Source organism: Sphingomonas sp. Ant H11 (assembly GCF_000797515.1).
Classification (GTDB): domain Bacteria; phylum Pseudomonadota; class Alphaproteobacteria; order Sphingomonadales; family Sphingomonadaceae; genus Sphingomonas.
The window spans coordinates 43,010-49,998 of record NZ_JSBN01000050.1 but is presented as its reverse complement, the minus strand read 5'-3'; the positions used below and the strand labels follow the sequence as shown (position 1 = coordinate 49,998).

At 65.8% G+C, this 6,989-nt stretch carries 5 protein-coding genes and 3 pseudogenes; 2 read left to right on the top strand and 6 right to left on the bottom strand.

What is annotated here, in order from left to right:
• The first annotated feature begins 80 nt into the window (after positions 1-80).
• Complete coding sequence (glk, locus tag NW75_RS10635) at positions 81-1,049, top strand: glucokinase (protein ID WP_033965187.1); 969 nt, start codon at positions 81-83, stop codon at positions 1,047-1,049.
• Complete coding sequence (eda, locus tag NW75_RS10630; RefSeq protein ID WP_033965186.1) at positions 1,046-1,666, top strand: bifunctional 4-hydroxy-2-oxoglutarate aldolase/2-dehydro-3-deoxy-phosphogluconate aldolase; 621 nt, start codon at positions 1,046-1,048, stop codon at positions 1,664-1,666. Before glk ends, eda begins: the two co-directional genes overlap by 4 nt.
• A gap of 144 nt (positions 1,667-1,810) precedes the next feature.
• Here eda and NW75_RS10625 read toward each other — a convergent pair whose 3' ends face one another.
• From NW75_RS10625 to fabD, 6 genes and pseudogenes are all read right to left on the bottom strand, one after another.
• Positions 1,811-2,206, bottom strand: a complete 396-nt coding sequence (locus NW75_RS10625; RefSeq protein WP_126845757.1) for a hypothetical protein — start codon at positions 2,204-2,206, stop codon at positions 1,811-1,813.
• Positions 2,207-2,329: 123 nt separating this feature from the next.
• Positions 2,330-3,295: an endolytic transglycosylase MltG gene (gene mltG / locus NW75_RS10620; protein WP_033965184.1), complete on the bottom strand. Its 966-nt coding sequence runs from the start codon at positions 3,293-3,295 to the stop codon at positions 2,330-2,332.
• A gap of 114 nt (positions 3,296-3,409) precedes the next feature.
• Positions 3,410-4,668 (bottom strand): annotated as a pseudogene (fabF, locus tag NW75_RS10615) (beta-ketoacyl-ACP synthase II).
• 120 nt (positions 4,669-4,788) lie between these two features.
• The gene (locus NW75_RS10610) at positions 4,789-5,025 is read right to left on the bottom strand and encodes an acyl carrier protein (RefSeq protein ID WP_033965183.1); all 237 of its coding nucleotides are present in this window, start codon (positions 5,023-5,025) and stop codon (positions 4,789-4,791) included.
• A 152-nt stretch (positions 5,026-5,177) separates the two neighbouring features.
• Positions 5,178-5,919, bottom strand: a pseudogene (fabG, locus tag NW75_RS10605) (3-oxoacyl-[acyl-carrier-protein] reductase).
• Positions 5,920-5,982: 63 nt separating this feature from the next.
• Positions 5,983-6,941: pseudogene (gene fabD / locus NW75_RS10600) on the bottom strand (ACP S-malonyltransferase).
• Positions 6,942-6,989 lie beyond the last annotated feature (48 nt).

The following is a 6,989-nucleotide window of genomic DNA, read 5'->3' as shown; positions in this document are numbered from 1 at the left end:
ACCACCGCGTATGCGCGGCACCGTCCCCACCCCAACCCCTCCCCTGAAGGGGAGGGGCTAAAGTGACGGAGAGAGATAGAATGGAAATCGTTTCGGTCGATATTGGCGGCACGCACGCGCGCTTTGCGCTGGCCGAAGTGGCCGAGGGCCGCGTCGTCTCGCTGGGTGAGCCGGTCACGCTCAAGACCGCCGAATATGCCGGTTTCCAGACCGCGTGGGAGGCGTTCGGCACGCAATTGGGGCGCGCGCTGCCGCGTGCCGCCGCCATCGCGGTCGCCTCGCCGATCAGCGGCGACGTGATCAAGCTGACCAACAATCCCTGGGTGATCCGCCCGCCGCTGATCAAGGAGCGGCTCCACGTCGACAGCTTCGTGCTGATCAACGATTTCGGCGCAGTCGGCCAGGCGGTGGCCCAAGTCGATCAGGGCGATTTCCTGCACCTGTGCGGGCCGGACGTGCCCTTCCCCGATCACGGTGTCCTCACCGTCTGCGGCCCCGGCACGGGCCTGGGCGTGGCGCAGGTGCTGCGCGGGCCGGATCGCTATCATGTGATCGAGACCGAGGGTGGCCATGTCGATTTCGCGCCGCTCGACGGGCTGGAGGACCAGTTGGTCAAGCGCCTGCGCAAGGCCTATACCCGCGTCTCGGCCGAACGCGTCGTCTCCGGCCCCGGCATCGTCGCCATTTATGAAACGCTGGCCGACATCGAACATCGTGTCATCCCGCGTATTGACGACAAGGCGATCTGGGCTGCGGCGCTCGATGGTGAGGATAGCCTGGCGGTCGCGGCGATGGACCGTTTCTGCTTGAGCCTCGGCGCGGTCGCGGGCGATCTCGCGCTGGCGCATGGCGCGAACGGCGTGGTCATCGCGGGCGGGCTTGGCCTGCGCCTCAAGGACCATATCCGCAATTCGGGCTTTGCCGAGCGCTTCGCCGCCAAGGGCCGTTTCCAGAACCGCATGGCCGCGATTCCGGTCAAACTCATCACCCATCCGCAGCCCGGCCTGTTCGGCGCGGCGGCGGCTTATGCCCAGGAGTACACCTTATGACCGCTTCGCCCTCCATTGCCGACGTAATGCAGACCAGCGCCGTCATCCCGGTGCTGGTGATCGACGACGCCGCCACCGCGCGTCCGCTCGCCGAGGCGCTGGTCGCAGGTGGCCTGAAGGTGCTCGAAGTCACGCTGCGCACCCCGGCCGCGCTCGACGCGATTCGCGAGATGAAGAAGGTGCCCGGCGCGATCGTCGGGGCCGGGACCGTCGTGAACCCCGACCAGTTTGCCCAAGCCGTGGACGCCGGGGCGGAATTCATCGTCTCGCCCGGCCTGACCCAGCACCTCGCGCGCCCGATCATCGACGCAGGCGTGCCGTTCCTGCCGGGCATCGCCAATGCCGCCGACATCATGACCGGGCTTGACCTTGGCCTCACCCACTTCAAGTTCTTCCCGGCCGAGGCGAATGGTGGGCTGAAGGCGCTGAAGGCGCTCGCCGCGCCGTTCTACCAGTGCAAATTCTGCCCGACCGGCGGCATCACCGAGACGAGCGCGCCCGAATGGCTCGGCTTCGCGCCGGTGCTGTGCGTCGGCGGAAGCTGGGTGACGCCCAAGGGCGCCTCGATGGCCGAGGTGGAAGCGCTTGCGCGCGCGGCGAGCAGGCTGCGGGGCTAAGCGCACACCCGTCACCCCGGCCTCGTGCCGGGGTCCACCGGCCCGCCAAGACAACCGCCCGCAGAACACGCGGCGCGGTGGATGCCGGGACAAGCCCGGCATGACGGGCGTGGGGCGACCAGAACAATCTGCGGCGCACCACCCTCACTCCCCGTCAGGATCAAGCGCCTTCTTGGCCAGGCGCGTCAGCAGCGTGATCGGATCGCGGCCATTGCCATAGCCGTAGGCAGCCGCTTCGCGTTTGCTGCACCGCCGCTCCCCGGCAAAGATTCCGCAGCGACCCGATGGGGTGATGGCGCTCAGGCCACTCGCCTCCGCCCCGCGCGCAGCATCCGCATCTGGCGCGGGCTCCTCGCGCAGCGGCAGCCGGTATTGATCCCGCCTTCGCCCGCACACGACAATTTCGTCAGCAGAGAGTGTATCGTCGCACTTGGGAAGCGCATTTAGCCCGATGGGCTTGGTGGTCCCGGCCAAATCGAAGGGCTTCGCGACCGGGGCAGCCTCTGCTGCCTGAAGGGCGATGCTCAGCCACAAGGACATCCATGCTTCCCCAACCGCCTGTTCCGCCGGAGGTACAGCAGATTGGGAACACTGCCAAGGCAACCACCCGTATGCCGCGCGGCCCGGTGGATGCCGGGACAAGCCCGGCATGACGGCTAGGGGCTAAATCCCGTGCGCCGCGCGGTACGCGCGCCACTTGGCGACATTGGCGTTATGTTGTTCCAGCGTGTCGGCGAAGACGTGCCCGCCCGACCCGTCCGCCACAAAGTACAGCGCATTTGAGGGGGCCGGGTTCAGCACCGCATCGATCGATGCGCGGCCTGGGTTGCAGATCGGCCCGGCGGGCAGCCCGACCATCGCATAGGTGTTGTAGGCGTTCACCGCGTGAACCTCGGACAGCAAGATCCGCCGCCCGAGTGGACGCCCCTTGGTGATCGGGTAGATGATCGTCGGGTCGGCCTGCAGCATCATGCCGCGCTTCAGCCGGTTGGAATAGACCGCCGCCACCATCGCGCGCTCGCTCGGCTTGCCGGTTTCCTTTTCCACGATCGAGGCGAGGATAAGGGCCTGTTCGGGCGTGGTCACGGCCAGCCCAGGCTTGCGATTCGCCCAGGCATTGGCGAGGTAGCGGCGCATCACGCTCTGCATGCGTTTGACGAGAAAGGCGCGACTGTCGCCACGCTGGAACGCGTAGCTGTCAGGCAGGATGCTCCCTTCCTCGGGCACCGGAACCGTTCCGGTCAGCCCCGGCGTCTTGTCGAGCGCGTCCTTGACCAGCACCGAGGGCCAGCCCTCGGGGATCGTCACGAAGCGCTGGATCGTCTTGGTGCCCTGCAACACCTTGAGGATGTCGGCCTGGCTCAGATGCGCCGGAATGCGATATTCGCCCGCTTTGATCGGTGCGTCCGCCCCGAACACCTTGGCAAACAGGCGGAAGCGCGACGCCGACGCAATCGCCCCGGCCTTCTCCAGCTGCACCGAAGCGGTTGCCAGACTGCTGCCCGGCGCGATTTGCACCGTGATCGGGTGGGCGAGCGGCCCGCGCCCGCCCCACATCTGCGCAACGCCGAACAACGCGGCAATCGCGACAAGCCCGAGCAGCAATCCAAGGCAACCGAGCTTGCGCATGGCGCTACTTCCCGTTCGGGCTGAGCGTGTCGAAGCCCAGCTCCCCAAAAGCGGAGGTTCCGCCCGTGGTGGGCTGCCCTTCGACAGGCTCAGGGCGAACGGAAGCGGTCGGCATCAGATCGCCCGCATCACCAGGCTCGCATTCGTCCCGCCAAAGCCGAACGAGTTGTTCAGCACTGCCTTGACCGAGCGCTTCTTGGCAACATGCGGCACCAGATCGACGCCGGCGCAATTCTCGCTCGGATTGTCGAGGTTGAGCGTCGGCGGCACGATCTGGTCGCGCAAAGCGAGGATGCAGAAGATGCTCTCCACCGCACCCGCGCCGCCGAGCAGATGCCCGATCGCCGACTTGGTCGAGCTCATCGACAGCGTGTCGATATTGTTGCCGAACAGGCGACGCACTGCGTTCAGTTCCAGCTCGTCGCCGAGCGGAGTCGAGGTGCCGTGCGCGTTGATGTAATCGATGTCGGACAAAGCGAGGCCCGACTTCTTCATCGCCATCTGCATCGAGCGGAACGCGCCCGAGCCTTCCGGGTGCGGCGCGGTGACGTGATAGGCATCGCCCGACAGGCCATAGCCAATCACCTCGGCATAGATTTTCGCGCCGCGCGCCTTGGCGTGCTCATATTCCTCAAGACAGACGCGCCCGCGCCCTCGCCCATGACGAAGCCGTCGCGATCCTTGTCATACGGGCGGCTGCCGCGTTCGGGGGTCGCGTTGAAATTGGTCGACAGCGCGCGCGCCTGCGCGAAACCGGCAATGCCGAGCGGGCAGATCGCGCCCTCGGCACCGCCTGCCAGCATCACGTCGGCATCGTCCATCGCAATCATCCGCGCGGCATCGCCGATCGAATGCGCGCCGGTCGAACACGCGGTGACGACCGCGTGGTTAGGCCCCATCAGGCCGTATTTGATCTGCACCTGGCCAGTGATGAGGTTGATCAGGCGGCCATGCACGAAATGCGGGGAAACGCGGCGCGGCCCCTTTTCATGCAACACGATCGATTCGCTGGCGATGCCCGGAAGTCCGCCAATGCCCGATCCGATCGAGCAACCCGCGCGGAACTTCTGTTCCTCGGTCATGTCGAGCAGACCGGCGTCTTCCAGCGCCTGCCCGGCGGCATCGATGCCATAGATAATGAACGGATCGACCTGGCGCTGCACCTTGTGGTCGACGCGCTTGCCCGGGTCGAAGCCATAGGCATGATCGGCGGGCTTCACCTCGCACGCGATCGTGCAGGCATAATCGGTCGCGTCGAAGCGCGTGATCGTGCCCGCGCCCGATTTCGACGCCAGGATGTTCGCCCAGGCGGTTTCGACATCGGCCCCCAAAGGCGTCACCAGCCCGAGTCCGGTTACGACAACACGGCGCATGGCCATCTCCGTTTATTCAAATGCTCGTAAATGGGAAACGGCCCCTCGCCCCCGGTCAGTGCCCTGGGACGGGGAGCCGTTCCTGTGTTCAGCCGTGCGGCCGCGCCAGAGGCGTGGCGCTCAGCCCTTGTGCTCGTCGATAAAGGTGATCGCATCCTTGACGGTCGTGATCTTCTCGGCAGCATCGTCGGGAATTTCGACTTCGAATTCTTCTTCGAACGCCATCACGAGTTCCACGATGTCGAGGCTGTCCGCGCCCAGATCGTCGATGAAGCTCGCGTCTTCCGTCACCTTGTCGGCTTCGACGCCGAGGTGCTCGACGACGATCTTCTTAACGCGCTCTGCGATCTCGCTCATTGTATCTTCCCTCTAGTCGGTGGGGGTTTAGGTGTTTCCTGAACGCACGTAGAACGCGCATCGGAACGGCGCAAGAGGGCGGCGTGGCGAGCCGGGCTATTTGCCCGCCAGGACCGTATCGCTAACCATGCCGCCGTCCTATGCGATGGCGATCAGATCATCGCCATTCCGCCGTTGACGTGCAAGGTCTGCCCGGTGACGTAACCCGCCTCACGGCTGGCCAGATACACCACGGCCGCGCCGATATCCGCGCCCTCGCCCATCTTACCCATCGGAATCCGTGCGTTAAGCGCTTCCTTTTGCGCATCGGGCAGGCTGTCGGTCATCGGCGAGGCGATGAAGCCCGGTGCGACGCAATTGACAGTAATGCCGCGGCTGGCAAGTTCCTGCGCCAACGCCTTGGACATCGCGGTCAGCGCGCCCTTGGATGCGGCATAATTGGCCTGGCCCGGGTTGCCGGTGGTGCCGACGACCGAGGTGATCGACACGATTCGCCCGAAGCGCGCCTTCATCATCGGGCGTGCTGCCGCGCGGGCCAGCCGGAACGCCGCCTCCAAATTGACCCGGATCACCTGATCCCATTCCTCGTCCTTCATCCGCATGACGAGGTTGTCGCGCGTGATGCCGCCATTGTTGACGAGGATGTCGAGCTTTCCCCCCAACGCCTCGACCGCCGCGGGCACCAGTGCATCGACTGCGGCACCATCCGAAAGGTCGCACGGCAAAGCGACATGGTCGCCGCCGAGGCTATCCCGAAACGCCTCCAATTTTGCGATATTGGACCCGGAAACCGCCAGCCGCGCGCCTTGTGCCGCAAGCGCGCGCGCGATCGCGGACCCAATCCCCCCCCGAAGCGCCCGTCACCAGCGCGGTCATGCCTGTAAGGTCGAACATTATTCTCTCCGATTGATATGATTCACGCGAAGGCGGTCACCTCATCCCTGCGCAAAAAACGTCCTAAAGCGCCTTCGCCAAAGCCTCGATCTCCGCCATCGTCACCACGCTGACGGCATCGACGTCCGCCGCGATGCGCTTGACCATCGGGGTCAGTACCTTGCCGCCGAATTCGACGAAGCGCTCCACGCCCGTTTCCGCCATCGCCAGCACCGATTCTCGCCAGCGCACCATGCCGGTCACTTGCTCGACCAATAGCCGCCGGATCGTGTCGACATCGCCGACCGGCGAGGCGGTGACATTGGCGAAAACCGGAACCAGCGGCGCATCGATCCGCGCATCGGCCAGCGCCTTTGCCATCGCGTCGGCGGCGGGCTGCATCAGCGGGCAGTGGAACGGTGCCGATACCGGTAGCAAGACCGCGCGCTTCGCGCCCATGTCCTTGGCCAGCGCCACCGCGCGCTCGATCGCGCCGCGATGACCCGAAATCACCACTTGCGAGGGATCATTGTCATTGGCGACGGTGCACACCCATTTGTCTCCGCCTTCCGGCGCGGGCCCTCGGCCGCCGCCTCGGCGATTGTGCGCGCCTTGTCGATATCGGCCCCGAGCAGCGCCGCCATCGCACCCACGCCGACTGGCACTGCGGCCTGCATCGCCAGCCCGCGATGCTTCAGCAGCAACGCCGTCGTCGCCAGGTCGATCGCGCCCGCAGCGCACAAAGCGGTATATTCGCCCAGCGAATGCCCCGCGACATAATCGGCCTTGTCCGCCAGCCGGATACCGCCCTCTTTCTCCAGCACCCGCAATGTCGCGATGGCATTGGCCATGATCGCGGGCTGGGCATTTTCGGTCAGTTGCAGCTGATCCTCCGGCCCTTCGCTCATCAGCCGGAACAGATGCTGGCCCAGCACCTCGTCGACTTCCTGAAACACCGCCCGCGCCTCCGCGCTCGCCTCGGCCAGCGCCTTGCCCATGCCAACGCTCTGGCTGCCCTGCCCCGGAAAAATGAAAGCGCGCATCGTGATACTCCTTTGGTGCGGCGGTTAGGCGCTCCGCCAAAGCCGCGT

What these genes read in the sequence shown, in the direction of transcription:
- NW75_RS10625 (WP_126845757.1), bottom strand. Translation starts at nt 2,206, where the DNA reads ATGTCCTTGTGGCTGAGCATCGCCCTTCAGGCAGCAGAGGCTGCCCCG.
- eda (WP_033965186.1), top strand. Translation starts at nt 1,046, where the DNA reads ATGACCGCTTCGCCCTCCATTGCCGACGTAATGCAGACCAGCGCCGTC.
- glk (WP_033965187.1), top strand. Translation starts at nt 81, where the DNA reads ATGGAAATCGTTTCGGTCGATATTGGCGGCACGCACGCGCGCTTTGCG.
- NW75_RS10610 (WP_033965183.1), bottom strand. Translation starts at nt 5,025, where the DNA reads ATGAGCGAGATCGCAGAGCGCGTTAAGAAGATCGTCGTCGAGCACCTC.
- mltG (WP_033965184.1), bottom strand. Translation starts at nt 3,295, where the DNA reads ATGCGCAAGCTCGGTTGCCTTGGATTGCTGCTCGGGCTTGTCGCGATT.